We start from the raw sequence: 26,593 nt of genomic DNA on the forward strand, positions 1-26,593 counted from the left end.
AGGAACTTCCCATGGTCGCCCCAGCCAAAGAATCCGCCGACAAGATCGTCATTGAGAACATCGGCCCCATCGAGAAGCTCGAGCTCTCGCCCAAGCCTGGCACCATCACAGTGTTCCGTGGTCGCAATGGGGCAGGTAAGTCAACTGCACTCAATGCAATCAATGGACTGGCACTTAATGGATCACAGCGACTCACTTCTCGGGATGGCACGGTTGGTGGCAAGGTAGAAGGCTTCGGCGCGACGCTCAAAATTGCCCGCAATGGTGCCAACCGTCGCATGGGTGATGTTGAGATCGAATCGATCGAGGATCAGTACAACATTGCTGATCTGGTCGATCCGTTAATTAAGGATCCAGCAGCTGCTGATGCCAAGCGGATTCGGGCCTTAGTGAGTCTGGCCGGTGTGGCGGCGAACATTGAGACGTTCCGGGAACTGTTCGGCTCGACCGAAGAGTTTGACGCGACGGTAAAGCCGTCCTCGCTCAAGTCAACCGATGATGTGATCCAGTTGGCCGACGCTATTAAGCGAGACGTGGAAGTCTCCGCTCGCACAGTGGAAGCCAAGTGTGAGGCTGAGTGGTCGCAGATCCAAGCCATGCGTCAGCAGGCAGGGGAACCCAACTCAGGTACAATCGCCGATGAAGCCTCCCTGAAGAATGACCTGGAGGCCGCAACACTCCGCAAGTCCGAGCTTGCCAAGCAGCGGGATGTGTTCGTCCAGATCAGCGATGAAGTGTCACGGATCCACCTACAGAAAGCGGATCTTGAATCAAGTATGAAAAGCCTCACTGAAGAGCATCAGGCACTGGCCGATCTCACGGAGGCTGAAAAGGTGCTCGCCGAAGAAGATCGCCGACTCGAAGAAGCAGTGACTCAGGCTCGAAATGCACTGCTGGCCAAGAGAGACGAACTGACTCAACTGCGATCCACACTTGCTCACCAGCAGCAGTCCTACGACTTTGCGGTCAAGCAGCAAAACATGCTCGCATCATACAATGCTTCTATTGACAGGATGAACGGCCTGCCTAATCCATCGAGCGAAGAAATCAGTGAAGCTGAGCAGAAGATTGAAGGTATTCATGCTCAGCTAACCCGACTGGCCGAAGAGAAGAAAGCCGCTGAACTGCGAACACAAGCAGCAGTTCGCGAAGAGTCTCTGGCAGCACTTCGAGGCAAAGGAAGCGGCCTCCGAAAGCTCGCTCAGCAGATTCCGACTGTCTTAGCTGAAGCCGTGCGCTCACTGAAGTCCGCTGTGGATGTCACCAGTGAATTCCGTCTGATTGTCAATCACGAGAAGCGAGGGCAAGTCTTCTTTGCCGAACTCTCGCATGGGGAACGCTGGGCACTGGCTCTGAGCCTGTTTCTCAAGGCGGTTGAGAAGAATCAGCAGCCAGCGATCCTGGCCATCCCTCAAGAAGCCTGGGAGGGGCTGGACGCGACCAACCGCAAGTTGATCGCGGACATCGTTGCACAGACTCAGTTAATGGTCTTCACGGCTGAGGCAGCCCGCGACCCTCTGCAACGTCAGATGTCTGTCGAAACAGTGTGATCGTCACGTGGTGTGACGTGTTCTGAATGGAAGTCATAAGCAAGGAAGCATCATGCTCGTTCTCTCACGCAAGGCAGGCGAAACAATCGAGATTGGCGAAGGTGTCTCGGTGACTGTTATCTCAATCCAGGGCAATCGGGTACGACTGGGCTTCATCGCTCCGGATGGGGTCAAGATCGTGCGACAAGAGATCGTGGATCTGGAGCGCTGTGACCGGCTGGCAGATCAGCAATTGCAGGATCATCTGGACTCAGAAGCTGCTTAACCGCAGATGGCACTACACATTCACTGGCACAGGCCTCGGAGGTTGTTAGGATGGCAGGTTCTACAAAACGTAAAAAAAGCGAATCTCCAAGCGGTACCATGGGACGCAAGCCACTTTCCGTCGACACCTCCACCTATTCTGGCCGTGTTGCTGCCAGGCTCAGGGAAGTTCGTGACCAAAAAGGTTTGACTGTCGATCACGTGGTAGAGAGCCTCAACACGTTGCATGGAGCTAACCTAAAGCCTGTGACGTACTACTCCTACGAGGCGAATAAACGCGACCTGCCATTGGATCTGATTCCCGCTGTCGCAGCTGTGTTCGGCTTGTCTGTAGCAAAGTTCTTGCCCTCCGAATAATTGAGGGTGAAACCAAGAAATCTACGAAATGTAGAAAACACTTGCTTGCAGAGCTTGCATTGAATTCTACAAAACGTAGAATATCTCGTGTCGGTCAAACACATCTAAAACACTCTGACTGGGAAGCGAATCATGGCTCACGAAATCGATATGACCACCGGACGCGCAGCAGTGATGGTGGCTGGCAAGGCCGCTTGGCACCGTCTCGATGTGAACGTCGCGGAAGTCCACGGCCCGCTCCCTCTATTGAGGTGTGAATGATGAAAAAGCAAGACGATCAAGTGTGCGTGTTGCTGGAGCAGCTCAAACTGTCACAAGCATGGCTGGCCAAGCTCATGGCGGACTATGGCCAAGATGATGAGACCGGTGTCTATCACCGATGCAACCGGCAATACGAGCGAAATGAAGAAGCGATCCAATCCATCACTGCTTCATTGCAAGGCGAATGACCCATGACCAGTGCCCAAGTCAGAACTGCCGCCCTCATCCGTCTGGGGATGCTGGCACCTACCGAAAGGATCAAGTGATGGTCGCAACAGTCGAAACCGGTCGCCTCCCGCTCATCCTCAATCGGATGGAGATGTCGGAAAAACTGGAGCAGCTGGAACGCTCTCTCACTGAGGAGCGGCAGTTGTACCTAGCTCTGACAGGTCAGGTGGCGAGGCTCAATGCAGAGATTGTGCGAGTTGGCCGGGATAATTCCGACCTGCTCAATCAACTCTCCGAGCGAACCCGGCAGGCCGAATCTAACCGTATCGACGCTCAGGAAGTGCGGGAGTGGAAGGCAATCTGGCAAGAGGTGGCTGACCAGATCACCGAAAAGGTCACTGTGCTTCGCGACGTGGAGTCTCACCCATACGGATCTACGACGGCTGAAGAAGTGCTGTACGAACTGGACTGCACTGAGGTGACTGTCGACGCACCGGACTGGGACATTCCCCGTGAAGTGGAATTCGTGGCGGTCGACTCATCGGACGTTGATCACAAAGCGAAGGCGACACTGAAGAGTGTTTCCGGTAGCAAGTGTGTCTATGAAGTGGAGCTGACTTAGACATGGGACACCACACACCCGGGCCATGGGATTTGTATGTTGACGAACCAACTGTGGATCCCGAATGGCATGTCTTGACCAGCCAGAATCGCATGAGGCTGCTTGCAAATATTCATATCGAGACTGGCAATAAGGTTGATGAAGCCAATGCCCGACTTATCCGGTCTGCTCCAGAGTTATTAGAAGCCGCCGAACTCGCTCTCTCGACACTCTCTGATTATCGAGTGGCAGCCCAAAAAGGCTACGTCCAGCAGGCAACAAAAGCCTTGTTGGCGGCCATTCAAAAGGCGAAAGGGATCAGCCAATGATCGCTCCTTACAACGACGAACTGCCCGGCCCTGGTATCTATGAGGATGTGCCGTTTGAGGCTTATCTCTCCTGGCCCTATATCTCAAATAGTCGGCTGCACCTTGCCGCTAAGTCGATGGCACATTTCCACGCGGGCGTGACCATTGAGGAAACCGAAGCGATGCGGCTGGGGAGCCTGGTTCATTGCGGTCGACTCGAGCCGCTTGAATTGGCTCAACGCTATGTGGTCATGCCGCCCTTCGAGGAGCAGGTGAGAAAGCCGGATGGCTCTCGGTTCGAGAAGCCGAAGGCGTCATCAGCTTACAAGCAGGCTGTGGATGAGTTTGAGTCAGCCAACGAAGGCAAGTCCATCGTTACACAGTCCCAATATGATTCCATGCGTGCTCTGGTGACAGCGTTGGTGGCTCACGTGCGGGCAAACGCATGGCTCAACTCTCCCGGCCCGGTGGAAGTGTCCATCGTCTGGGATGATCCACAGACAGGCATCCGGTGTAAGTGTCGCATTGATAAGTGGCTACCACAGCAAAGTCTGGTGATCGACCTCAAGACGTCCTATGACCCACTCAGCTTTGAGCAGCACATCGCCAAGCGTGCCTATCACCGGCAAGGTGCGATGTACTGCGAGGGCCTGATGCGGCTTACTGGTCGGTCGCAACGCTTTGCCCTGATCGCTGCGGAAACGGTCTCACCGTGGACTGTGCGAGCTGCCAGCCTGTCCCTGGAGGCTCAACAGGTGGGCTACGACCAGTTTCACGATTTACTTGGAGAGCTGGCAGAAGCCAGGCGGCAGAACAGTTGGCCGTGTGCTGCAGATCCCGATGAATGGGATCTCCCGCGTTGGGCAACTCCTCAGGAAGATCCTCTCTCACTCTCCATTGGTGGCAAGTCGGTCTCGCTCTAATCCATTTCGCACAACACCGGAAAGGTCTGAATCATGGCTCACATTAATAGCTGGTTTCCCTCAAACTATGTCGCGGCGGCTGACCTGCAAGGACAAGACGTCACTGTCTCCATTGCTGCTATCAAACTGGAGAAGGTCGGCACAGACCAGGAGGAACGGCCAGTGCTTTATTTCCAAGGTATGAGCAAAGGTATGGTGATGAACCGCACTAACGGGAAGCGGATCGCCAAGCTCTATGGCCCTGAAACGAATGCCTGGGTGGGCAAGCCGGTCACTCTGTATGAATCTGAGACAGACTTTGGCGGTGAGACAGTCCCCTGCCTCCGAGTGCGAGAGTATTTCCCTCAGGCGTATGCACAAATGCAAGTGACCGTTGCTCCACAGGTGCCACCGGCTGGTTATCAACATCATGCGGCACTCGCTTCACAGCCAGGTGCGGTGCCGCAAAACCCTACCCAGCCGGCGACAGCAGCCGGAGCAATCACGTTCTGACGTTCCCCCATGCATCGCCAACCCCAGTCAATGAGCCAGCCCCAGTGGTCAACGACTGGAAAGCCGCTCTGAAGCTCGCAGGTGAGATCCTCAGCACATGCGAGGAAGTGCCGACCTCTGGTCAGGACTATGCCGAGTCTGTCTACGAAAAAGTCTCATCGATCATGGACACGATCTCCAAGCATGAGCGTGTGACAGATAGGCAAATTGAGGCGTTGGAAAACATGGAAGCGGGCTTGGAAAAGTGGCTGGATCTTGACGATGAGATCCCGTTCTAAGGATGGGTTATGAGTGGATTAAAAGGGCTGTTCCAGGAGCACATCACAGACGCCCAGCGCCAGCAGGTGGGGCAGTTGTTTCAGTCGTCAAATGACGACAGAGGGACTAAGCAGCATCAGCACTGGCTGAGCCTTTGGGATGCCTACCTCTCGCTGCCAACCACAGCGAGGTTCGATCAGCAACGACTGGACATCTTGCAGCGACTCAAGACAGAGAAATGTGCCTGAGACGGATCAACGCATCGCACGGAAGGCGAACACGGATGGCCAGCGGGTTTTGGACAAAGATCGATAACCACCTGCATACCAAACCCGAAGTGGTGAGGATTGCAGCCGCCACTGGGATGCCTGCCCGCTATGTGGTGGGGTGTCTGGTCGGTCTGTGGTGCTGGGTCAATGAGTACGGGCAGCCGTCCGAGACCAGGCAAGGTTGGGGTGAGGTGACTCCCTGCGACATGGCCACGCTCATTCATCAATGTGGGGAGACGGAGCAGTTCTGGCGGCTCGTAGAGGAGAAGACGGGATGGATTGAAATTGGCACGGAGTCTATCTCAGTGCCTGGTTATGACGAGCGTTTTGGGGATCTGCAAAAGAAGCGAGAACAAGATGCTGAGCGGAAGCGGCAGCAGCGGGCCCGTGACAAGGGACTCGCTGCACCCGCCTCAGTTCAGCCGTCAGAGACAATGTCGGTGAAACATCCTGTGACAGCCGTTGAGAGTCAACAGCCCTGGCAGGCTGATGGCACAAGCCTCTTTGACACGCTGACCGACGAAGCACTCAAAGATCCATTGCTCATGCTCCGCTGGGCGGTGCAGGTCGCGATGAAAGAGCGTGGCAAGCCGAACGCATTATGCGAACACGAAGAGATGCACTACGTGCGAGTTCTGGCAGCATCGAAGCATGCCAGGTCAAGCAGCCAGATCAGATCACCACTTGCGTTGTTCAAAACGCTGATCGGTGGCAAGAGAAAACTATCGATCGACCCTGAGCATATGCACTGGGCTGCAGGGTACTTAAAGACTTTGCGGGAAGAGATCCGTACCAAGCCTGAGAGGCTCAAAGCTCTACCAACGGACACACAACTGGCATTCCAATTTTTTGCAACCACCCAAACAGGATGTAAGTAATGGCGAAGAAATCGGCAGCCACAGCAGAGCAGATCAAGGATGCGGAAACCCGTGGTTGGGAAGACTGGTGGACTCATGCCTCACAGCCGCCGAAGACCATGAAGGGTGAGTTGGCGGGAGCCTGGCAGACCGGATTCGACCGAGCCTATGAGTCTCGGAGTGTGCCTGCTGTGCTTTATAAAGAGCTTTCAACCCGAGGCTATTACCTGGGGATTGCAGATCTTGACCAACTCACGCTTGAACGACGTAACATTCTCGGCGAAGCCCTGCGAGACGAAGCGTTTGACCGAATTGCATGGTTGCAGATAGACGACGAAGAAAAACCAGTCGACTCGGATCCGGATACGTCAGCGTTCCATTGCCATGTAGTCGAGCCGAGTGACGAGCCGGTCAGTGCGGAATCTGTGGGTTTCGACGCACCAAGTCCACTGTTGGCTACAGAGGATGACGTCAATGACGCAGACAAATTTGAAGAAGACCTTGGAGACGATGGGCTTGACGACCTGGATAGAGATCACGAGTCCGATGACATTAAGCCATCTACCAAGGCCAAATCGCCTCGAGTCACGTTTGAGACACCATTGGAGATACCAGTCGACTTTGGAGGAGTGTCATTTAATTCGGAGACTGTGAGCATTGGCCTGACAATTCAACGGGATGCCATTGGGGTGGTGAGCGCGGCAGATATTTTCGTTGGGAACAGCATCGAGGGCGAAGTTACATTAACGCTGGGGGATGTGGCATCTAATCAGAAAACTCTACCAACAATGGAGGATGCCAATCCGCACATCCCCGGCCCGTTCATCTCGTCGGGCATGTCGGTGAAGAAGAAGTATTATTCAATCAGACTTCGTATATCAGTCTCGAAAGAATCAGAAGGGTTAATGGAACTCACGAAGTTTGCCAAGCGTCGTGGAACTCTCGTGATCAGGAACTGTTCACCACACACCAAGGATGAAGAGAACGACAACGACGAGAGTGTTCCCAGTCGAGATCCTGACCTCATTCATGAAGACGTCGAAGCCGGTAAGCACCGCCCGCACGGCCACCCTGCCCTGGAGACGCTCGCCGAAGTGCAGCGGGAAACACTCCCCTTCCCTGAGCCTGACGCACCTCAGCCACGGCCAGACGACAAGCTGACGCTCTGCGATGAGCAGCTGCTGGCTAGCCTCAAGAGTGTGGCGGTGCCGGTGATCCCTGTTGAGATTCTGCAAGAGTGGTCGCCTGAGATCAGGGATGAGATCGACACTTGGGCCAAGCAGGTTTTGCAGGCCACATCGGGCGTTGACGACGTCGAAATACCAGACGTGCCCGATGACCTCGCTCCGTACTTGGCAGAAGAGCAGAAGGAAGATTCTGTTCAATACGCTCTGAAGCACAACAGAAACGACAATGTGGCTTTGCAGTATTACTGCTTCGAGTGCAAGGCTCACCGCCCGATAGAGTCGGATGACGACGGCTACTGCCGAGCGGAGAACTGCTCATCCAACATCTTCTGCTGTGTAATGGTCGGATTCTATGGCGACGAGGACGTGGATGCTGCGGGAATCTATGTGGAGTCGGATGAATATTACATTCCGACTCCGAGCATCCCATGTAGTGACGGATCAGGCCTAACGATCCGGGTGGCCTGGGGAGCAGATGATAAGCACAGACCATCCAGTGTGCTGCATAGCGATCTGGAGGGAGTCAACCATATCTTCCCTGAGGAGACGGACGCACCATCGATCCGGCACCCTGGATTCCAGACAGCCACCCAAGCTGTCATCGGGGAAGCGGAGCGGTTGTCGGCTCTGCTCCAGCCAATCGACGGTGAGCACGCGAGTTATCTCTTCAAAGATCTCCAGTCGTTCATTCTTCGAGTGAAGATTCAGGGGGAGTCACCCGCAGCGATCAGTTTCGCGACCATCTCAGAAGAAGATGCAGTCGCTGGAAAGGTGGGCGAATGAAGCTCGCAAAACTGTGCGACATCACAGTGCTCGGCAAGCCTCAGCCGGGCGGGAGCAAGCGGGCTTTCGTGCCACGCAACAAAGAGGGGCAGCCAATCCCAAATGGAAGAGGTGGAGTTATCGCTAATGTGATCGACGCCAACCCCAAGGCCAAGGACTGGCAACACGAAGTGAAGCGTGAGGCTCGCAAGATCATGGGGGCTGTCCCCCCCGCCGATGTCGCCCTCTACGCCAAAGTGAGTTTTTTTGTGTTGAGGCCTAAGGCGCACTACGGCAGCGGCAGAAACGCCGCAGTGCTGAAGAGTTCCGCACCCCAACACCCGACGATCAAGCCAGACGCGACCAAGCTCTGGCGAGCCGTCGAAGATGCTTTGACCGGCATCGTCTGGCGAGATGATTCGCAAGTCGTTTCACAACAAGTCAGCAAATCCTACGGCCCGCAAGCTGGCGTGCGAGTCGAAATCTTCAAGGTGGAGGCTGAATGATGGATGGCGATGAACTCCGACGCCGCATGTCTCAAGTGCTACGCACAGAAAGGATGAAGCAAGGTATTAGTCAGAAAGAACTAGCTAAGCGTGCTGGAGTTAGCAATGTGATGTTGTGTTACGCAGAAAAAGGCAGCTTATCCAGTAAGACCGCAAGCTTCGACCTCCTGGTTCAAATCTGCAATGTACTGAATGTGAAAATACATGATGTCGTCAGACACGCGGAATTAAGCGAAGTAAATGACACGCCATACGAATTGATGTGCACTCTTGTAAGGGAATAGCTGGTCATGGTTGCATTCGCAGAAAAAGACGTGGCTGGCCCGCCACGCAATGAGATGGCAGAGAGGTCGCTGCTGGGCGGCATTCTTCTAAGCCCACATGCTTTCGACGATGTGGCAGACATCGTCAGTGCCGAGCACTTCTATCGACACTCTCACAGCCTCATCTATCGTGCGATCCAATCGATGAGCGAGCGAAATTCACAGATCGATGCTGTGACTCTTGCCGAGGAACTCGACCGTCAGAAGTGCCTCGCCGATTGCGGAGGGGTCGAGTACCTCATGGAGATCCTTTCGACGGTGCCCCATGCAGCTCATACGATGGGCTACGCCCAGATTGTGCGGGAGCAGTGGCTGCTGCGGTCGCTGACCGACGCCTGCAACGACATTCTGCGTGACTGCTACACAAGTCCGGACGACACGGAGGATGTGATCGGCAAGGCCGAGCAGCGAATTTTCCACATTCTGGAAGAGCGTGAACGCAGCTCACAGACCGATATGCGTTCGATCCTGCTCGACACTCTGAATCGAATCGAAGCGAGAGGGAAGGATCAGTCGTCAGGGGCACTCTCGACCGGCTTCTGTGATCTTGATCATCAGACGAATGGATTGCGTCCATCAGAGCTGGTTATCCTGGCAGCCCGCCCGTCGATGGGGAAGACAGCGTTTGTGTGCAACCTGGCAGCCGCATCTGCCGAAGCAGGTTCCTCGGTGCTGATCTTCAGTCTGGAACAGTCCAAGCTGGAGTTGGCCGAACGATTTCTCTGCCTGTCAGCCAAGGTCGATGGTCACCGGCTACGGAAGGGCGACATCGACGACGGCCAGCGTCGATTGATGGTCGATGCTGCGAGCAACCTCGCCAAGTGGCCACTCTTCATCGATGATCAATCAGGACGCACGGTCGGGCAAATTGCGGCCATCGCCAGACGGATCAAGCGCAAGCAGAAGCTTGGACTGCTGGTAATTGACTACCTGCAACTCATCGAAAGCGACGACAAACGGGCACCTCGTGAGCAGCAGATTGCACAGATCACTCGCAGGCTGAAAGGCATCGCGAAGGATCTGGACATCCCGGTCATCGCCTTGAGCCAGCTCAATCGTGGTCTGGAGACACGCGACAACAAGCGGCCCCGCCTGGCTGACCTGCGAGAGTCGGGAGCAATCGAGCAGGACGCCGACATCGTGATGTTCTTGCATCGTCCGGAAGCCTATGACCCAACCGACTCCCCAGGCTTGGCAGAAGTGATCGTTGCCAAGCACCGCAGTGGGCCAACCGGGACGGTCAATCTCACGTGGCGGAAAGAGTTCATGCGGTTTGAGAACTATGCGGCCATTCCTGAGACGCCACTCTTTGAGTGAACATGAGGAAGCAATGCGAGAGCCAGATTTCATTGTGGGGGATCCAGGGAATCCCTATCTGCTGCGATGGTATCTCATCCCGAGAAACCGCTGGTTCAACGTCTACCTGCACAAGTTCGTGAGTGATGACGAAGACAGGGCGCTTCACGATCATCCTTGGCCTTCAGTGTCGATCGTGTTGAGTGGTGGGTACTACGACATTCATCCCGGAAAGGACGGTAGAGAGGAAACAACGCTGCACAAAGTGGGGTCAGTGGTATTTAGATCCGCCACCAGTGCCCACCGAATTAAGCTTCGCAGGTACGTCCATAAGTTCACGTCGATCTGGCGAGGTGGCGCATCTATTCCGGCCTGGACACTCTTCATCACCGGGCCACGGATCCGAGAGTGGGGCTTTCATTGCCCTCAAGGATGGCGGCATTGGAAAGACTTTACGGACGGCAAGGATGGTTCGAGGGTCGGCAAGGGATGCGACTGACATAAGAAGTGATTCATCCAGGACGAGCTTGCAGTCATGCGTAAAAAAAAGATTCGTCGCGTTAATACCGGATACCACCCATCTGGCGATTTCTCAGTTGGAGACAAGGTCAGATTGTTCGGGGATCCGGCCACTAAATGGGGCGTGATAACGATGATCTACCACCTGCCGCGTGGCAGGGGGCGATTGGTTGCGGCAATTGACTGGTGCGATGGGGTGAGTGTGTGTTTTTTGACGCGGAATGCGTGCCCGCTAGGAAATCTGAGGCATGTAAAAAAGTAGATTACGGGCGATTGTTTAGAGGGAAGGAGTAGATAGCTATGGATGTCCATGAACTGATTAAGACTGGTTCCAATGGTGTCATAACAACAGTTCCAAGGCACTTCATCGAGAATATGAAAGGTGAAGGCTTACCTGAAAGATGCCTCATGGACGCCGTGATATACGCGGGTATGAATGAGTGCTTGGTGCAATTTGAATTCATACCTGGCAGGCCATTTGTTGAGGTGCTTGTAAAGGCGGATGGCCTGCCAAAAGAAGCGTTGTGTTTCCGCAGCACAGTAGAGTCAATGATGATGCACGAATATGGGCCTGATCAATGGACGGCAAGACTTCTCTATGACGCGGTGAATCAAATGAAAGTGGCAATAGAAGAGCACCGAAATGAGGGAGTGATTCTATCTCAGCCATGAAGTTCCCGCTCCCCCACTACATCCAGCACGAACGCTACCGGCTGCTCTGGCTGGACTCTGACGACTTGATCCTGTCATCAAGTCCCGCGCTCAACGGGTGGCTCTGGCTGTGGGATGGGGTGAAGGAACATGAGCCGGTGTTAGTTGCGGCTTGGCGGCGGCGGGATGGGACAGCGATGTACGTCGACATCCTGGGCGAGGTGTTCGACGTGAGGCAGATCGACAGCGGGTTGTGGTTTCCGGACTATCAGGACATGTACGAGACGGTCGAAGAATACGGAGCGTGGTGAGATGGGCGAAAACTCAAAGATCGAATGGACGGATCACACGTTCAACCCGTGGCGAGGCTGCACGAAGGTCGCGGCCGGATGTGCCAATTGCTACGCATCCACCCTCTCCAAAAGGAACCCCGCCACGTTGGGCATCTGGGGGCAGAACGGCACGCGGGTTGTGGCCAGTGAGTCGATGTGGAAGCAGCCAATCAAATGGAATCGGGAAGCAGAAGCCCAGCAGCAATGGTACTCAGCGCACAGGTCTGTCGATCCACCACGTCCTCGCGTGTTCTGCGCCTCACTGGCTGATGTGTTCGAGGAGTGGTTTGGAAGGGTTCAAGATGCGTCGGGTGAGGTTATGTACTCGGTCGAAGAGCATCCCCACTGGCAGGCGTCGGGAACAATCAACAAGCGCTCTCATCCTGGATTCGATGAGAACAATTCCATTTTCCACACGACGATGCGAGATGTCCGGGAGCGGCTCTTTCGCGATGTGATCGACCAAACGCCGAACCTCGACTGGCTAATCCTCACGAAGCGGCCACAAAACATATGGGAGATGTGGCCGAGTGCCGATGTGTTCGACTCGGAAAGTCAACATAAAGCCTATTGGCCAAACGTCTGTCTGGGCACGTCGATCGCCTGCAAGGCTGATCTGCCGCACATCGACGCCTTGCGGAAGTCACGGGAACTGGCCTCAGTGCTGTTCCTGTCGCTTGAACCGTTGATCGAAGACCTCGGGACACTCGACCTCACCGGTATTGATTGGGTGATCGTCGGAGGCGAGAGCGGCCCCAACGCCAGACCAATGCACCCTGACTGGGTGCGTTCAATTCGTGATCAGTGCGTGGCAGCGAATGTGCCGTTTTTCTTTAAGCAGTGGGGAGAATGGGCACCGACTTGGGCATGGTCACATGCTGTTAACGTCGATCCCAAGACAGGGGAACACGACTACCCCGGGAAGCGCATGGGGCCAAAAGGGCTGCCAGTTCAAGGGCCGCACACGATGTTCAAGTTAAGCAAGAATGCCGCCGGCCGCCTGTTAGATGGGCGTGAGTGGAACGAGTTCCCGGAGGTGGCGAAGTGAGAAACATGAGCTTCGCCCTCACGACACCGCAGGTGATTGAAGGCACGAAAACCGTCACTCGACGGCTGGGCTGGGAGCACATTAAGCCCGGCGATCTGGTGATGGCTTGCGAGAAGTGCATGGGCTTCCGGGCCGGCGAATCCATCAGACGGCTGCGAATCATCGTCATCATCAGTAACCGAATGGCCTTACAGGGTGACTATGGCGACAGGGAATCATGGAAAGAAGGGTTTCCGCAAATGACAGGAATCCAGTTCGTGCGAATGTTCGCTGAGAATATGGCGTGCGAGCAGTCCCGAGTCATCAACCGCATCGAGTTTCGATATCTACCCGGAGGACGAACCTGATGACGCATGAAGTTCAAATTCGCTGGATGATCCGCCGTGACATGCCAGAAGTCATGTCGATTGAGCGGGCAAGCTTTGGTGCCTATGCGTGGACTGAGGAGGAATTCCTCACAGTTCTTCAAGATCGCGGCACCATTGGTATGGTTGCAGAAATCGAGGAGGAGATCGTTGGTTATATGGTCTACACACTCGCCAGCAAACAGCAGCTTGAACTTCTCAACTTTGCTGTCGCCCCTGATGAATGGCGCAAGGGTATTGGCACCCAGATGATTGATAGCCTCAAGAGAAAACTGTCGGCTCATCAGCTAAACCGACTGAATCTGGTGTCCAGCGAAAAGAACCTGGGTGCTCACCTGTTTTTTAGATCATGCGGCTTCGTCGCAACAAAAGTGTTGAGAGGTCATTTCGACCATGGAATTGATGGGTATGAGATGGAGTGTCGTGTTGAGTGCGAGGTGGTTCAATGAAGTTCGCGCTGAAAGCACCCTTCCCCTATTTCGGGGGCAAGGCCAAAGCGGCTTCGTTGGTGTGGTCTCGCCTGGGCGACGTCCGCAACTACATCGAGCCATTCGCCGGTTCGGCAGCCATGCTGCTCTCGCGGCCACATGCTCCGTCGATCGAGACTCTGAACGATGCCAATTGCTTCATCGCGAATTTCTGGCGAGCAATGCAGCAGGATCCGGAACGAGTGGCTCAAGCCTGCAATTACCCGGTCAACGAAGCAGACCTGCACGCATGGCATCGTTACTTGGTGCTGTCCGAACAGTCTGCGGCGTTCAGAGAAGCGATCCGCCTTGACCCTCAATACTGTGATCCAGTGATCGCTGGCCGGTGGGTCTGGGGCATGTGTCAGTGGATCGGGGCTGGCTGGTGCAACCTCAATGAAGAGGATCAGGGATACATCGAAGGCCGAACGGCATCAGGCGACTGTGAAGAGCGACGGCCTCAACTTTCGCACGCCAACGGGATTCTGAAGCAGCAACTCCCATCCATCTCGGGTGACTCGGGGGCATCAGGGCGAGGCATCAACCGCAAGCTCCCCAGGCTTTCTGGCTACAGTCCTGATGGCATCGCTGTGCACAAGAAGCGGCCATCATTGGGTGATGGGCGAGGTGGAGCTGGCGGCAAAGGAGTGATCATCTCCAGCGGCCGGCCACAGCTTGCGGATGCGTTCAGTCGAGGGCGTGGGGTGCATGGTCATGATTCTGTCGAAACCTGTGCGGCAAGAGAAGCATGGTTGATCGACTGGTTTCGCCGGTTGCAAGATCGGTTGCGTCCAGTGAGAGTCTGTAGCGGGGATTGGCTCAGAGTCTGCGGTTCACCCAGTGTCACCACTCGCATCGGCTTGACCGGGGTGTTTCTGGATCCGCCCTACGCTGGTGAGATCGATGGGGAGAAGTCGCGTGACCATAAGATTTATTCCACAGAAGATCTTCACGTCGGGGCAGACGTCCGGGCCTGGTGCATCGAGCACGGCGATGATCCGATGTTTCGCATCGCTCTGTGCGGCCTCGATGGCGAGCACAAGGAACTTGAAGAACTCGGCTGGGAGAAAGTCGCCTGGCGGAACGGTGGTGGTTACGGAAATCGCAATCAAGGCAACAAGAACCGGGAGCGCGAACGCATCTGGTTCAGCCCGCACTGTTTGAGTGCGGTATCCAAGACACGGACTCTTTTCGACTGATCAGCCGCCCATTGTGAGTCGCTGAAACTGATTCCTCTGAACCCTTCTGCGTGGAAAATATGCGCAAACAACGCCGACTTGACCGTGAAGAAATGATTGTGGACAACTTCGCTGGTGGCGGCGGGGCATCGACCGGCATTGAGCTGGCCCTTAATCGCTCGCCTGATGTGGCGATCAACCATGACCCAGTTGCTCTGGCCATGCACAAGATCAACCATCCATGGACAAGGCACTATCCGACAGACGTCTTCGAGGTTGACCCTCTCGTCGTCACCAGAAACAGGCGGGTGGGACTCGCATGGTTCTCTCCTGACTGCAAGCATTTCTCGAAGGCCAAAGGGGGAGCACCCGTCTCGAAGCGGATCAGGGGTCTGGCGTGGGTGGTGATCAAATGGGCCACGGTTGCACGTCCTCGCGTGATCATCCTCGAGAACGTAGAGGAATTCACAACCTGGGGGCCGGTCGTCGACGGCAAGCCCTGCCCGCTTCGCAAAGGAAAAACTTTTCGGATGTGGGTCTCCAAGCTCCGCAGGCTCGGGTATGCGGTGGAATGGCGTGAAATGCGGGCTTGTGACTACGGCGCGCCGACGATCCGTAAGCGGCTTTTTGTGATCGCCCGTTGTGATGGACGACGGATTGTCTGGCCCGAGCCGACACACGGCAAGCCCGGTACTCCCGAGCTGAGTACCGGGCAGCGAAAGCCATGGCGGACGGCGGCTGAGATCATTGACTGGAGCCTCCCCTGTCATTCGATCTTCCTCAACAAGGAGGAAGGCCGCGCAGTAGGTGTGAACCGTCCCCTCGCCCCCAACACCATGCGTCGAATCTTCGCTGGATTGAAGCGATACGTGATCGATAATCCGAAGCCTTACATCGTTTCGACCAACCATGGTGACTCGGGTGGCCGGAGGGATTCCTCAATCGAAAGCCCAATGAAAACCGCCACCGCCAAACGAGGTGAGGCTCTCGTGACGCCTTTCCTCAATCGCTATAACGGCGAGAAGTCGCCCAGTGAAACCCGTGCGGAGGATGTGACCGATCCACTCTCGACTTTGGACACATCAAACCGCTTTGGAGTCGTGGCACCCACCATCTCAATAGCGCAACAGGGGGGCAGCAATCGATCAATCGCGGAGCCACTCCACACCGTAACGGCCAGCCCGAAGGATCAGAACACCATTGCTGCGGCATATCTGGTCAAGAATAACTTTGGAGAGAAACAAGCCTTCGATGTGGCAGAACCTTTGCGTACGGTGATGGCGTGTGGCACCCATCACGCACTGGTCGAAGCCTTCATCGCCCAACACAACACCGGCGTGATTGGACGTGATGCGAGGGATCCGCTGAGCACGATTACCAGCCGGGGCACACAGCAGCAGATCGTCACCAGCCATCTCCAGCGGGACTTTTCGCAATCGGTTGGCTCGGAGGCAGTGGATCCTGTACCCACGATCACTGCGGGCGGCGGCGGCCATGTCGCAGAAGTGCGGGCGTTCCTCGCGAAATACTACGGTGATGAAGCGAACCATCAGTCATGCGATGAACCACTCCATACCGTGCCGACACGCGACCGCTTCGGAGTGGTGACGGTGGAGGGAGTCAAGTTCCAGATCATGGACATCGGCATGCGGATGCTCACGCCACGGGAGTTGTTCCGTGCCCAGGGCTTCCCTGACGACTACGTCATTGATTTTCAGATTCCAAATGGACGCGGCGGCACGAAGCCGGTGCCGAAGGATGCCCAGACGCGATGTGTCGGCAACAGCGTCTGCCCCGACCTTGCCAAAGCCCTCGTCACCGCCAACGTGCCTGAACTGCGACGTACTGCACAGCCAATAGAACGGCAGCGAGAACTCTTAGGCGTCTGAATTGGTTATCCATCACTCTCATTTCACACCCTATATCAAACAGGAATCCCATGCACATCACCGTCCCCCGCGAACCATTCACTGCAGCCTTCAGCCTGGCTGCAAGCGTCGTTCCCACCCGCACGCCTCGGGAAATCCTCAAGCACATCAAGTGTGATCTTGCGCCGATGAAGTCTGTTCTAACGCTCACAGCCTCGGATGGGGATGGTCTATCGATTCGGGCGGAAGCGACGGTCGCAAAGTCTCATCAGGTTGGAGTGCTGCTGCTGCCAGCCGCCAAGACGCTGGCAATACTGCGCGAACTCACTGGTGAGACGATCGAGATAAAATCGACCAACAGCGGCGTTAAGCTTCTGTGCGGTGGTAGCGATTTTCAATTATCGACTGATGAAGCCGAGGAGTTCCCACCATCGCCGAATTTCGATGCTGCCGAGTATTATGTAATCGCGCCAGAAGCTTGCCGCACTCTGATCCGACGCACGATCTTTGCGTGTGACGTGGAGAGTACACGATACGCACTTGGCGGGATCCAGATAGAGGCGGATCCTGGTGAGATCCGTCTGGTGGCGACCGACAGCCGCCGTCTCGCAATTGCCAAGTCTGTCAGTTCCACCGAGGGGAAGCCGAATGCTCCATCGAATCCAGTCGTTCCGCAACGGGCGATGTCGTTGGTCGAAAAGGCCATAGGCAAGGATCCCGTGCATCTCTCCATCGGCAATAATCAGGTCGCATTCCGAATGGGAAATCACGTCATTGTGTCTCAGACTCTCCAGGGACGGTTCCCTGACTACACCAAAGTCTTACCTTCCCGCCACACTCTTGAAGCGAAAGGCGTCACCCAGCCTCTTCTGTCTGCACTCAAGCAATCCATCCTATTCACCGGTGAGGAAACACGCGGTGTTGACCTTTGCCTGAAGGACGGTGTGATTCGCCTGACCTCTCGGACTGGTGGCGTGGGGGATTCAAAAGTTGAACTGCCCATCGAAATGACCGGCCAACCGTGTGAAAAAATCCGCTTTGATGCCCGCTATATGGCTGACTTTTTCCGGCTTCTCGAACCATCTCAGGTGGCCACAATTCGACTGATCGACGATGAGTCGCCAGGTGTGCTCTCGGTCGAAAACTACGCCTATATCGTCATGCCGCTATCGATCGAGGTGTAAAGATGGAATCCATCATCAGTGCCCTTTTTAAGGCACAGATACGATTCGGTACTGAGCTGGACATGCAAGCGGATGTTGCCACAGTGCTCAGAGCAGCCGGGGTGCCATTCTTGGCCGAGCATCGACTCGACAGCCGCAGCCGGATTGATTTCCTCGCTGGGGAAATCGGCATCGAGTGTAAGATTGACGGGAGCCCCGCGAATGTCCTGCGGCAGTGCCGGCGTTACATGGAGTTCGCCGAGATCTCCGGGCTGATCCTCCTGACATCGAAGCCGCGGCACCGCTGGTTGATCGCGGACCTCGGCGGCAAACCGTTCAGCGTCATCTGGGTTGGTGCTGGTCACCTCTAAGGAATGGCAAACGTGGTCGCACAGAAGAGACAGCGGACGTACGGCAGCTTGGCCCTACGGCAGAATGAATGGCACCTCGAGTGCGAGCCGCAGGCCATGGTGTTCGCCAAGAGAGTCTTTGCCGGGGTGCGTCGGGATGCCACGGGTGTCCTGAAACTCTCCAGCACCCCCGAGATCTGCAATCTGTTGGACTGGTTCCTGCAGCGATTCCCCCTGCGGTGCGATGACCTGCCACTCCTGCGGCAGTTGTGCGAAGTCCACACGGCCAGGATGAGCAAGCTCGACGACATCATCGAGCAGCGCGTGCCGATGCGGCGATTCAAGCTAGCTCTCGAGCCAAGGTCATATCAGCGGCTGGCGGCCAACATGTATCTCGAAGCGCGCGGCCTGCTACTGGCGGATGATGTGGGCGTGGGTAAGACCTGCACATCGATCTGCTCATTCACCGAGCCGAGGGCATTGCCCGCGCTGATCGTCTGCCCTGCCCCGCTGACCCATCAATGGCAGCGAGAAATCAAACGATTCATGCCCGGGGCGACGACGCATATCCTCAAACAGTCTCGCCCGTACCCACTCCCCAAGATCGGTGGCCGCAAGCCCGAGATCCTAATCAGCAGCTACCACAAGATGAGCGAATGGCGGGATCACCTCGCCGGGGAAATGCGATCCGTGATCTTTGATGAAGCGCAGGAGCTGCGGCATTCGGGGAGCAATAAATACAACGCTTGCAAGCACGTCGCGGCAGCGGCTGAATATCGCCTCGGTCTGTCAGCCACGCCCATCTACAACTACGGCGGCGAGATCTTCAACATCATCGAGGTGCTGCGGCCCGGATCGCTTGGGACATGGGGTGAATTCCGGCAGGAGTGGTGCAAGGGGTGGGGCGACAAGCCGCTGCTGGAGAATCCAGACGCTTTCGGAGCCTACCTGCGCGAGCAGCACATCATGGTGCGGAGAACCCGCAGCGAGGTAGGCCGGGAACTGCCGCCCATTTCCAAGATCAACCACACCATCGATTGCGATCGCTCGGCCCTCGACAAGATCGAAGGGGCCGCCGGTGAGCTGGCCCGCATCATCCTGTCCAAGTCCCCCATGGCCGGGATCGATCGCATGAAGGCGAGTTCCGAACTCGACATGATGATCCGCCAAGCCACGGGCATCGCCAAAGCCCCGCATGTGGCGGCGTTCGTCGAGTTGCTCCTGCAAAGCGGGGAACCGGTCGTGCTCTATGGATGGCACCGTGCGGTGTATGACATTTGGCAGGAGCGATTGAAGCACCACGCGCCCGCCTTCTACACCGGGTCTGAGTCGAATGCGAAGAAGGTGCAGGAGGTGAAGCGGTTCGTCGACGGCCAGACGAACCTGATCATCGTCTCGCTGAGGAGTGGAGCCGGGCTGGATGGTCTGCAATTCCGCTCCCGAACGGTGGTGATCGGCGAGCTCGACTGGTCACCTGGCGTGCATGAGCAATGCATCGGGCGAGTGTTCCGCGACGGCCAGAAGGATCCGGTAATGGCCTACTTCCTGCTGGCCAACGATGGTAGCGATCCCTGTGTGGCCGAGGTACTGGGGATCAAGCGAATGCAATCGGACGCCCTGCGTGGGGAGAAACACGAAGCCATCAGCCAATCCGCACCAGCGGATGGCATTCGGCGGATTGCCGAGCGATACTTGGGCCGTTGATGGCGAGAAAATCCAATAGAAAAGGGATGCTGTGGACTTCCGGAACATGAAGGCAGAAGACTTGTTGGAGGTTCTCCCGACGGGCACTGAGAGCCACAAATGGGAGCTGAAGAAGGCACTCTGGCTAAGTTCCGACGGCATCAAGCCCAATAAGGAAGAGCTCAAAAGAGATCTTGGAAAGCAAGTTTCAGCGTTTGCAAACACCAGTGGTGGAAATCTGGTGATTGGATTCGATGAGAAAACGCGAGAACTAGAACCATGTCTCGCCACCGTTGGCAGAGAACCGATGCAGACATACCTCGGGAAAGCCATTGAAAACTCTGTGGACTTCACCCTGCACGGCCATGAGGTTCATCCTCTGGAATTTCGAGATAAACCTGGCTCGTATGTCTATGTCATCGAGATCCCAGACAGCCCTTCGGCTCCCCATCAGTCGGCCTACGACCAAACGTACTATTGGAGGCCATCTGATAAGTCTGAACCAGCACCTCATTTCCATCTCGACAACCTGTATCGCCGGGAATCCAAGGCAGATCTGAAAATCACCGAAATTGACCATTACTTTCGAAGCTTCACACCCGAGCCCACGAACGAGCTGAACCACCAATTGCGGATTTACATCACGTTAACTGTCAGGAATCTTTCAAGAGTGGCCGCAACTCCATGGGCTGTGCTAATCCAAACGCCCGATTTTTGTCACGGATGGAAGGAACGGAATCAGGAGAGATATCTCGACGAAAATGGCTTCTGTGTACCGGGGAAGACGAACATTCTGTTTCCCGGCGATACTCAAAAGCACGAGATTCATTTGGAGTACGACTTGGGGCCTGCCGGCACATACAGTCGCAGCACGCTGACCAAAGCGATGGAATTTGTGAAGTATCGATTCACAGGGGCTACCCAGAATGGCACAGGCATATCACGTGTGCTGGCTTACGATCCAGTTGGACCATGGTTCAAAGAACTTCACTCGGTGTATGAGATGTTTGGATTTGGCCGCTGACTTGATGTCGAACTGGACTTGCGCATGATGTCCCCCAACAAGGAGGGCATCGCATGGGTAGGCGGGCGGTTCAGGTCGGGACGACACGGTTGCACAAGCGGGGCAAAAAGTCTCCGCCGATTCTTCGGATCAAGACCGCCTCGGGCTGGTTGCCAGCCGCTTCCTATGCGTGGTGCAAAATCAATGGGCCAGTCCCCCCCGGCCACCGGCTGGTGCACGTCGACGGCAACCAGGCGAACTGCGAACTCGACAACCTGCGGGTGGTGCCGCTCGCAGAGGTGTTCCGCACCTCAATGCAGTCGAAGCCTGAACGATTCGCGGCTGCGAATGATCGACGGCGGGCGAAGATGGCCAGGATCAATGCCGAGAAGAGCCTCTTCCAGAGGCGCTTCCGGTTCATCAAGCATCTCTGGTATCCCGTGGTTATCAGTCAGGGTCTGGTGATCGTTGACCCCTACCAATCGCGGGCAGCATTGGAGGCTGCCTATCAGGTCGGGGCATCGTCGCTCATCTCCCCTGCTCTCGGCAGACGACTCGTAGCTGGTGGAGACCTCATCGGGTACCGCCGCGTGACCTCGCTGGCTCACCTGCTGGAGAAGTCGAAGCGTGGCAACATTGACGAGATGGACGACTGATCAACGATTCCTCCAACCACAGGAAGGGAATCCATGTACCACATTGCCACACGCGCCATCTCCACGCTGACCGGCCTCCAATCTTTTGCCCTGCTCGCTGAGGTTGTGGCGAATCCACCCTCCGATCCCTGGACGGTCGGAGGTGTGCTGGGTGGGGCGACTGTCATGGGGATTCTGGCGTGGATCTTCGGTTCCTATATTCCCAGGAAAGACAAATTCATTGAAACGCTGATCACGAATCACAACAAGGAATTGAGGGATCGTGATAAGTTGAAGAATGAAGAGACGTTGGCCCTGCGAGTCGAGTTGGCCTCTGGACGTGCCCAGTTCCTCGAGGCGCTCAAGACAACGGCGGAGCACTGCGAAAAGGAAATCGCCAAGGTGCATTCGATCTACGAGAACGCTGCCAGGCTCTCCCGAGACTCAATCGAATGGGAAGATGCTCGCAAGGGGACACAGGGCAGTTGACGCATCCCGCCATGTCCCCATCCTCTCGCAGAGTTGCCCACCAACCTGCATGTGAGAGCCAGACATGTCTATTTTGATGATCGTCCGCATCCTCCAGATCGTCGCCACGTTGCTCGGTTTGTTCTCGTTCTCCAGCGGCCAGACGGTCGCTGCCAACATGTCTTATGGCTCCACTCCTGAGGTGTGGGAGTGGCTCACCACGGCGGGGAGCATGCTGGGATCAGCAGCCATGTTCGGCGTGAGTTGGTTTCTGAGCAGTCACTGGAACCTCAATGCAGATCTCACCAAGGCGGTGATTAACCTGCTGGTGAAGCTGCCTGGCATCGTGAAGCTCAACGACAACGATCCCCTCTCCGCGGAGCAGAAATCAGCGGTCAGCCAGGTCTTGCTGGGGCTGGTCGATCTGATCAGCGGCAAGGTCTTCCCTGAGTTCCCTGAGGTGAAGGCGACGGGTCAGGCGTTCGTTACCTCCGTTCTCAAAGCGATGGGGCTGATTGCTACACCAGCAGCCTCGTCAGGGCCATCAGCAGTCTCTGCTCCACGTTCGACCGTCACACTTCCAACGGCACAGGAATGATCCATGCGCACCGCTCTTATCTTCACCTTGCTGCTCTGCTCACTGATCGGATCTGGTGGCTGTGTCCAGCCAGTTGATCGACGACACAGGCCCGGCCCGGATGTCGTGAATCCGGTCACCCCAGAGAGCACCAATGCCAAAGCGATCTGGAACGCACTGGCGGAACGGATTGAGGCAGGCCGATTCCGCAACTCGGATGAGCTGCTCGCCACCATCAAAGAGTTGCGGGAGGCGGGTGATCTCAGTGAATCCGATGTCCGAACCTTTGAGACCCAGTTCGCCGACCTGTTGAATAAGCGGCGAGATCTCTCCAGTGAGGATGCCCGCAAGCTGCGGTTGCTGTCAGTGATCTATGGCGTTCATCTCATCTATGTCTGAGGCCCTTCTATGTCGTTCAATAGCGGATGTCTGCTTGATCCCAAAGTGACTGAAGAGACCTGCGTGTCGATGGAAGGCGAGGGTCGCACGGTCGCCTTTGGTGCCGCCCGGCCTGCTCTTTCTGGTCATTGGAAAAGCCTCGTCGCACGAGGTGTGAATGGCGTCTTCTTCAGTGAGTTTGAAGAAGCAGTTCTCGGTGCCACTCAACCAGCCTTCAATCAGGGACGTGGCACCTGCGTTGGTCAAGGGTTTGGGCGAGCCTTGCAGGATGCTGTGCTGGCGAGTGTCTTCCGCAAAGCGATCATGCGGCCAGCGAAGATCTCTCCAGAGTACATCTATGCCGCAGCTCGAAACGGGATTGGCCAAGGTCAGCAGGGCAAGCACTACGCCAATTCCAGCGGTAACGATGGAACGTACGGCGGCTGGGCAGCGAGAGCACTGGTTCGATTCGGTGCCCTTGAGAGAGGCAATTACGGCAACATTGATCTGTCTCGACCAGCTGAGTCGCTGGCTATCCAGTGGGCAGATCCCGGCCCTGGTGTTCCATCCTCGCTCTACCTCGCAGCAGCTGACCACAAGTGTGATGCCTACCTGTGCCGTGATGTCAATGCGATCGCGGATGCACTTGCAGCTGAGCACGGAGTGGCGATCTGCATTCCTCGAATCGCTTCCAGCCGCGACAAACACGGGATGTCCCGCCTGTCCGATCAAGGGAACCACTGCACGGCCCTAAGCGGAGTGTTCCGCACACCAGCAGGTGATCTTGGATTTGTGTACCAGCAGTCATGGGGCAACCAGCCAGCTGGCCCGAATGTTCTGAGCTACGCAGGGGGGCAAACGCAACTCCGCCAAGGTGAGTGCGGCATCTGGGCTGAGGAGTTGGACGCACTCATCAGGCGTGCGGGGATCAACGGGGCTGAAGCGTGGGCAATCAATCTCCAGCCCGGGCAAGAGTTCCGCCCTGAGACGCTGATGGCCTGATCGATTCAATCATGGGTTTCCGGCCAGTCCACTGTGGGCTGGCCTTTTTTACGTCAGGAGGATTTGCGATGCGACGACTCATTATGTGGATCACGTGCTTTTGTCTGGTGGTCTGGTGCAGCCAGTCTCAAGCAGGCGACCCGAAAGCAGCAGTGGCTGTGGCAGCCGCCCTCGTGAAGGCCCGGATTGATGCACAGCCAGAACTCCCAAACAGCATCGAGCAAACGAATCGGCCAGGATCAGGCGAGTCTGCACCAGCTGAGCCAACTTCTGTTGAGACTGACCAACCGGCGTCAGGTTCTCCTGCACCAGTCCCTCTCACACTGACGCTTGATCCCGTCGCGGCTGCACAGATTCAGCCAGAACCAGGCCGTCTTCAGTGGCTCGTGTTCACCACACCTGGCTGTGTCCCCTGTGAGCGAGACAAGCAGGATTACGCTGGTTGGCTCCAAGCATCAGGGTGGACGGTCGGTCAATCAGTAGACGATAAAATCCGCTTTGTCGATGTTTATCAAAATCCGGATCTGCGGCAGAAATTCTCCGTTAATGTGGTGCCCACCTACGTACTATTGCACGGCGATGAGGTGATTGAGCGGCACACCACTTACCCTGGCCGCCAGCATCTGGCAGATCGGTTCTTGCAAGTCAGCCGCTCTCGCCCTCCTCAGTCTCCCGCAGGTGCCGTAACAATCGGGACAATCTCAGGGGGCAAGGTCGCAGCAAAGGCGGCAATCGACTGGATGACCGAGATGGTCGGTGAGTCCGGTTCCTTCGAGGGGACGTGGACGCGGGGCAAAGGAGCTTCCACCATAATTGCTGTGGCTGATGGGATGTCAGTGACGGTGCCAAATCCACTGGGGATCAGGTACGACGTGATACGGGCCAACCAGACGGTGAGGATCTCATTCACCAAGGGACGTCCAGCCCTGCGAACCAAACTGCTCGGCATCCTCCCCGCACAGCAGAGCGTCTCAGCAATTAGTCTGGATACCAGTGAGATTGTGCTGGAGCTGCCTGGGATGATCGATCCACGGCTGAAGCTGAACTAACCTGGCACGCCATGCGTAGACTATTTATCTGAGACAGAAAACAGCCTACGACACTCCCAAGCACACCACACCCGCCGCACCCAGCCTGCATTACGCAGATTGACGTGCGGCGGTTGCGTGTGACAAGCGGATGAATGACCGCCACACAAACCCCAGCTCTCCAGACAATTCGGGGGAGCGGGGGACGAGCGGGATTTGGCGGTCGATGCGGACTGATTTCCTGGGAAATCACTTGGCGGCTATTGGGCTATTTGCCTAAGTCTTTCAGGTATGGAAGGAATCCTCGGCCAACCTTAGAACGTTCGGTTACGCCAACGAGGTCGATATCGCACACCCACTTAACTTCGATCACTCTCACTCCTTTGAGGTCGCTATATTCAAGAAACTTCTTCCCGCCCGAGTGACGAAATCCGAATGATCGTGCCTTGTATCGTGCTCTGCCTGCCGCTGAGTGAACCGAGTTGGCGACGATGCGACACATCCCTGAGTACCACTTCTTTTTCCCGTACTCCCTGACTTCCATGTGCACCTCGTACAAAGCAGGCACAGCAACCATCTCAATCGCTCGATACGAACCAGACATCACGACTCTCCTCTTGGAGCAGTATCGTCAGCCAGCGAACTGCTGACAGAATCCCACTGCTCCTATCATGAGGGCAGAGGTTGCGCCGGGATGTCCGGGAGAACTCTCAGATCAATCCTTGGAACAATCATGAAACAGCCGCTCAAGTCGAATCACTTCACTGACTCTTGCGGGAACCCTGCTGGCGGGCAGACGTTCGCACCAGGACTCTGTATTGCGTGGCAGAATGGCCCGCTAGGACGTGGGATTGACCGCCTGGAGCCAAACGGCTGTTTCGTGGAAACAGTGATCCAAGCTGCGATTGACCGTCTGGATTATTACCAGGGATCTCAGTTTGCCAGCACGTACAACGCTCAGGCGATTGAGCACCTCAATGCGGCAATGTCAGTCCTACAGGCACGAACTGCTGACCGCGAAGCTCGGCAGATAGAAGGCACGCACGGGAAATGAGTACTCCAGACCGGCACGAGGGTCGTTGACTGAGCACAGGTCAACTTAATACTCACCCCATCATGGTGAATCTCGAATCAGCAGGTGACGTGAAGAACATCGAACGGCTGCTCCGCTCAGGCGTGTGGCAGATGCCTGCCGGTCTGGAGTCAGATCTACCTGACGCTCTCGGTAAGGTGGTGTTTAGCCAAAACAGTGCTGGTCAGTACCTCTACAGCACACGCGCCCGCACCACAGCTGCCCGCATCCTGGTGCAGATGATGGGTCAAAACGTCTCACGCGACCCAGTGCCGCAAGAGGTCAATCTGAACGTCACACCAGACCTGACGGACGCATTGGACAAGCTGAAAAGTCTGCCACGTGCGGAACTGGAGAAGCTCGCAGCTGCTCATGACGTGCTGTCCGGCATGACCGATCCACAGAGCTGAGCGGAGCGTCACGC

Annotated in this window: 37 protein-coding genes; 36 read left to right on the plus strand and 1 reads right to left on the minus strand. The window is 56.1% G+C overall.

All coding sequences use genetic code 11. The features are described from left to right. Positions 1-11 precede the first annotated feature (11 nt). The 34 genes from SH287x_RS05170 to SH287x_RS05335 all read left to right on the plus strand — a co-directional run bounded on the left by SH287x_RS05170 (position 12) and on the right by SH287x_RS05335 (position 25,118). Positions 12-1,550 (plus strand): AAA family ATPase, encoded by a 1,539-nt coding sequence (locus tag SH287x_RS05170; protein ID WP_479517396.1) that lies wholly within the window; start codon positions 12-14, stop codon positions 1,548-1,550. Positions 1,551-1,602: 52 nt separating this feature from the next. Continuing rightward, entirely contained in the window at positions 1,603-1,815 is a 213-nt protein-coding gene (locus SH287x_RS05175) for a carbon storage regulator (protein WP_479517398.1), read from the plus strand. 98 nt (positions 1,816-1,913) lie between these two features. After that, complete coding sequence (locus SH287x_RS05180; RefSeq protein WP_479517400.1) at positions 1,914-2,171, plus strand: helix-turn-helix domain-containing protein; 258 nt, start codon at positions 1,914-1,916, stop codon at positions 2,169-2,171. Between the two features lie 132 nt (positions 2,172-2,303). Continuing rightward, the gene (locus SH287x_RS05185; protein ID WP_479517401.1) at positions 2,304-2,432 is read left to right on the plus strand and encodes a hypothetical protein; all 129 of its coding nucleotides are present in this window, start codon (positions 2,304-2,306) and stop codon (positions 2,430-2,432) included. Next, complete coding sequence (locus SH287x_RS05190; RefSeq protein WP_479517402.1) at positions 2,429-2,620, plus strand: hypothetical protein; 192 nt, start codon at positions 2,429-2,431, stop codon at positions 2,618-2,620. Before SH287x_RS05185 ends, SH287x_RS05190 begins: the two co-directional genes overlap by 4 nt. Before the next feature lie 77 nt (positions 2,621-2,697). Continuing rightward, positions 2,698-3,222, plus strand: a complete 525-nt coding sequence (locus tag SH287x_RS05195) for a hypothetical protein (RefSeq protein WP_479517403.1) — start codon at positions 2,698-2,700, stop codon at positions 3,220-3,222. 2 nt (positions 3,223-3,224) lie between these two features. Then, positions 3,225-3,530 carry a hypothetical protein gene (locus SH287x_RS05200; protein WP_479517405.1) on the plus strand — a complete coding sequence of 102 codons (306 nt, stop codon included), beginning with the start codon at positions 3,225-3,227 and terminating at the stop codon, positions 3,528-3,530. After that, entirely contained in the window at positions 3,527-4,432 is a 906-nt protein-coding gene (locus SH287x_RS05205) for a PD-(D/E)XK nuclease-like domain-containing protein (protein WP_479517407.1), read from the plus strand. The genes SH287x_RS05200 and SH287x_RS05205 overlap by 4 nt, the downstream gene beginning before the upstream one ends. A 33-nt stretch (positions 4,433-4,465) precedes the next feature. Next, on the plus strand, positions 4,466-4,924 hold the full coding sequence (locus SH287x_RS05210; protein WP_479517408.1) for a hypothetical protein: 459 nt from the start codon (positions 4,466-4,468) through the stop codon (positions 4,922-4,924). A gap of 44 nt (positions 4,925-4,968) precedes the next feature. Further along, the gene (locus tag SH287x_RS05215) at positions 4,969-5,202 is read left to right on the plus strand and encodes a hypothetical protein (RefSeq protein WP_479517410.1); all 234 of its coding nucleotides are present in this window, start codon (positions 4,969-4,971) and stop codon (positions 5,200-5,202) included. Between the two features lie 9 nt (positions 5,203-5,211). Beyond that, positions 5,212-5,430: a hypothetical protein gene (locus tag SH287x_RS05220; RefSeq protein WP_479517412.1), complete on the plus strand. Its 219-nt coding sequence runs from the start codon at positions 5,212-5,214 to the stop codon at positions 5,428-5,430. Positions 5,431-5,465: 35 nt separating this feature from the next. Next, a complete protein-coding gene (locus SH287x_RS05225; protein ID WP_479517414.1) occupies positions 5,466-6,329 on the plus strand; it encodes a hypothetical protein in 864 nt (287 codons plus the stop codon). After that, positions 6,329-8,278 carry a hypothetical protein gene (locus SH287x_RS05230; protein ID WP_479517416.1) on the plus strand — a complete coding sequence of 650 codons (1,950 nt, stop codon included), beginning with the start codon at positions 6,329-6,331 and terminating at the stop codon, positions 8,276-8,278. Before SH287x_RS05225 ends, SH287x_RS05230 begins: the two co-directional genes overlap by 1 nt. Further along, entirely contained in the window at positions 8,275-8,763 is a 489-nt protein-coding gene (locus SH287x_RS05235) for a RusA family crossover junction endodeoxyribonuclease (RefSeq protein WP_479517417.1), read from the plus strand. Before SH287x_RS05230 ends, SH287x_RS05235 begins: the two co-directional genes overlap by 4 nt. 26 nt (positions 8,764-8,789) lie before the next feature. Then, positions 8,790-9,047, plus strand: a complete 258-nt coding sequence (locus SH287x_RS05240) for a helix-turn-helix domain-containing protein (RefSeq protein WP_479518667.1) — start codon at positions 8,790-8,792, stop codon at positions 9,045-9,047. A gap of 6 nt (positions 9,048-9,053) precedes the next feature. Beyond that, complete coding sequence (dnaB, locus tag SH287x_RS05245) at positions 9,054-10,403, plus strand: replicative DNA helicase (RefSeq protein WP_479517419.1); 1,350 nt, start codon at positions 9,054-9,056, stop codon at positions 10,401-10,403. A gap of 13 nt (positions 10,404-10,416) precedes the next feature. Further along, positions 10,417-10,881, plus strand: a complete 465-nt coding sequence (locus SH287x_RS05250) for a hypothetical protein (protein ID WP_479517420.1) — start codon at positions 10,417-10,419, stop codon at positions 10,879-10,881. A gap of 320 nt (positions 10,882-11,201) precedes the next feature. After that, positions 11,202-11,573 carry a hypothetical protein gene (locus tag SH287x_RS05255; RefSeq protein WP_479517421.1) on the plus strand — a complete coding sequence of 124 codons (372 nt, stop codon included), beginning with the start codon at positions 11,202-11,204 and terminating at the stop codon, positions 11,571-11,573. Further along, positions 11,570-11,863 carry a hypothetical protein gene (locus SH287x_RS05260; RefSeq protein ID WP_479517422.1) on the plus strand — a complete coding sequence of 98 codons (294 nt, stop codon included), beginning with the start codon at positions 11,570-11,572 and terminating at the stop codon, positions 11,861-11,863. Before SH287x_RS05255 ends, SH287x_RS05260 begins: the two co-directional genes overlap by 4 nt. A 1-nt stretch (position 11,864) precedes the next feature. After that, the gene (locus SH287x_RS05265) at positions 11,865-12,932 is read left to right on the plus strand and encodes a DUF5131 family protein (protein ID WP_479517423.1); all 1,068 of its coding nucleotides are present in this window, start codon (positions 11,865-11,867) and stop codon (positions 12,930-12,932) included. 5 nt (positions 12,933-12,937) lie between these two features. Beyond that, positions 12,938-13,279, plus strand: a complete 342-nt coding sequence (locus tag SH287x_RS05270) for an ASCH domain-containing protein (protein ID WP_479517424.1) — start codon at positions 12,938-12,940, stop codon at positions 13,277-13,279. Further along, positions 13,279-13,746 (plus strand): GNAT family N-acetyltransferase, encoded by a 468-nt coding sequence (locus SH287x_RS05275; RefSeq protein ID WP_479517425.1) that lies wholly within the window; start codon positions 13,279-13,281, stop codon positions 13,744-13,746. Before SH287x_RS05270 ends, SH287x_RS05275 begins: the two co-directional genes overlap by 1 nt. Then, positions 13,743-14,963: a DNA adenine methylase gene (locus SH287x_RS05280; RefSeq protein ID WP_479517426.1), complete on the plus strand. Its 1,221-nt coding sequence runs from the start codon at positions 13,743-13,745 to the stop codon at positions 14,961-14,963. The genes SH287x_RS05275 and SH287x_RS05280 overlap by 4 nt, the downstream gene beginning before the upstream one ends. A gap of 59 nt (positions 14,964-15,022) precedes the next feature. Further along, positions 15,023-16,831, plus strand: coding sequence for a DNA cytosine methyltransferase (locus SH287x_RS05285; protein ID WP_479517428.1), 1,809 nt, complete (start codon positions 15,023-15,025; stop codon positions 16,829-16,831). 50 nt (positions 16,832-16,881) lie between these two features. Next, positions 16,882-17,994: a DNA polymerase III subunit beta gene (gene dnaN, locus SH287x_RS05290; protein WP_479517429.1), complete on the plus strand. Its 1,113-nt coding sequence runs from the start codon at positions 16,882-16,884 to the stop codon at positions 17,992-17,994. Between the two features lie 2 nt (positions 17,995-17,996). Beyond that, positions 17,997-18,344, plus strand: coding sequence for a hypothetical protein (locus tag SH287x_RS05295; protein WP_479517430.1), 348 nt, complete (start codon positions 17,997-17,999; stop codon positions 18,342-18,344). A 12-nt stretch (positions 18,345-18,356) separates the two neighbouring features. Beyond that, positions 18,357-20,027, plus strand: coding sequence for a DEAD/DEAH box helicase (locus tag SH287x_RS05300; RefSeq protein ID WP_479517431.1), 1,671 nt, complete (start codon positions 18,357-18,359; stop codon positions 20,025-20,027). Between the two features lie 46 nt (positions 20,028-20,073). Beyond that, on the plus strand, positions 20,074-21,030 hold the full coding sequence (locus SH287x_RS05305; RefSeq protein WP_479517433.1) for an ATP-binding protein: 957 nt from the start codon (positions 20,074-20,076) through the stop codon (positions 21,028-21,030). Positions 21,031-21,083: 53 nt separating this feature from the next. Then, on the plus strand, positions 21,084-21,665 hold the full coding sequence (locus SH287x_RS05310) for an HNH endonuclease (RefSeq protein ID WP_479517435.1): 582 nt from the start codon (positions 21,084-21,086) through the stop codon (positions 21,663-21,665). Positions 21,666-21,698: 33 nt separating this feature from the next. After that, positions 21,699-22,133, plus strand: coding sequence for a hypothetical protein (locus SH287x_RS05315; RefSeq protein WP_479517437.1), 435 nt, complete (start codon positions 21,699-21,701; stop codon positions 22,131-22,133). A gap of 64 nt (positions 22,134-22,197) precedes the next feature. Beyond that, positions 22,198-22,710 carry a hypothetical protein gene (locus SH287x_RS05320; RefSeq protein WP_479517438.1) on the plus strand — a complete coding sequence of 171 codons (513 nt, stop codon included), beginning with the start codon at positions 22,198-22,200 and terminating at the stop codon, positions 22,708-22,710. Positions 22,711-22,713: 3 nt separating this feature from the next. After that, positions 22,714-23,088 carry a hypothetical protein gene (locus SH287x_RS05325; protein ID WP_479517440.1) on the plus strand — a complete coding sequence of 125 codons (375 nt, stop codon included), beginning with the start codon at positions 22,714-22,716 and terminating at the stop codon, positions 23,086-23,088. Between the two features lie 9 nt (positions 23,089-23,097). After that, complete coding sequence (locus SH287x_RS05330) at positions 23,098-24,069, plus strand: hypothetical protein (RefSeq protein WP_479517442.1); 972 nt, start codon at positions 23,098-23,100, stop codon at positions 24,067-24,069. A 68-nt stretch (positions 24,070-24,137) separates the two neighbouring features. Continuing rightward, complete coding sequence (locus tag SH287x_RS05335; protein WP_479517443.1) at positions 24,138-25,118, plus strand: YbbN family protein; 981 nt, start codon at positions 24,138-24,140, stop codon at positions 25,116-25,118. Positions 25,119-25,365: 247 nt separating this feature from the next. On the opposite strand, the gene SH287x_RS05340 is transcribed toward SH287x_RS05335, so the two are convergent. Next, entirely contained in the window at positions 25,366-25,701 is a 336-nt protein-coding gene (locus SH287x_RS05340; RefSeq protein WP_479517444.1) for a hypothetical protein, read from the minus strand. A 129-nt stretch (positions 25,702-25,830) separates the two neighbouring features. On the opposite strand from SH287x_RS05340, the gene SH287x_RS05345 reads away from it, so the two are divergent. After that, positions 25,831-26,151 (plus strand): Acb2/Tad1 domain-containing protein, encoded by a 321-nt coding sequence (locus tag SH287x_RS05345; RefSeq protein ID WP_479517446.1) that lies wholly within the window; start codon positions 25,831-25,833, stop codon positions 26,149-26,151. Positions 26,152-26,213: 62 nt separating this feature from the next. After that, on the plus strand, positions 26,214-26,579 hold the full coding sequence (locus SH287x_RS05350) for a hypothetical protein (protein ID WP_479517447.1): 366 nt from the start codon (positions 26,214-26,216) through the stop codon (positions 26,577-26,579). The last annotated feature ends 14 nt before the right edge of the window (positions 26,580-26,593 follow it).

This window comes from Planctopirus sp. SH287 (assembly GCF_056500625.1).